General features: G+C 54.7%; 1 protein-coding gene. It reads right to left on the reverse strand.

What is annotated here, in order from left to right; translation table 11 throughout:
* Window positions 1-323: 323 nt before the first annotated feature.
* Window positions 324-749: a hypothetical protein gene (locus tag JF66_RS19360; protein WP_369798075.1), complete on the reverse strand. Its 426-nt coding sequence runs from the start codon at window positions 747-749 to the stop codon at window positions 324-326.
* Window positions 750-766: the final 17 nt, after the last annotated feature.

Below are 766 nucleotides of genomic sequence, written 5' to 3' on the forward strand. Positions count from 1 at the left end.
TCGTGAATATACGCAGAAGAGGAACAATTCTGATAACGCTCGGCGTTTCTTTTTCACCAAGGAAGTCCAGGGAAGTTCGGGACTTCATCTCTGCATAAATGAACCTCGTTATTCCGTGCTGAATGCTCACAGTCGGAGTGCCGTCTTCGTTGATTTTTCGAGTATCCCCAGGTGAAAGCATGGTCTTAACCTATTGCCAAATGCGCTGCCAAGGGAGCCATCATTCCAGTTACGGCCTCGCCCCACCGGGGCGACGCATAAGAGAAGAACTTGATGGGCGCCGGAGGGCCCTACGTGTCAGGGTTGGGTGAGGCCCGCCGCTTTCACGCGAAAGATTCCCTTGCGCCGGCCCTGCGTGCCAAGCGTTCCTGAAGCGCCTCATCACGCACGGATTCTGCCAGGCGCTTGAGAGCGCTAAGCATCTCAGCCGGCGATTGCGAGAGATCGAGTGCGTGCACAGTGACGTCAATGTCGGTGAAGACAACCCGACGAATCAATGGCGGGATCTTGCCGGCGTAGACCAACACGGCGTGCTTGAGGTTGAGGGCAGTGCAGTAGGCGAGCATTTGATAAAGGTCCGCGTTGGGTGAACCAGCCACAGCTTTGTATTTTGCGTCAAGAACCGTAGCGGGCCGATCATCTGCGTAGTGTAAGAGGTCGACATTCATGGACACCATGCCCGCCTCGTCTAGAAAAACCTCGTATTGGGTCTCGCAGTGTTCACCCAGATGCAAAAACGATTCTCTCAAAGCGATGGTTCACGAAG

Source organism: Cryobacterium sp. MLB-32, from assembly GCF_000738085.1.
Lineage (GTDB): Bacteria > Actinomycetota > Actinomycetes > Actinomycetales > Microbacteriaceae > Cryobacterium.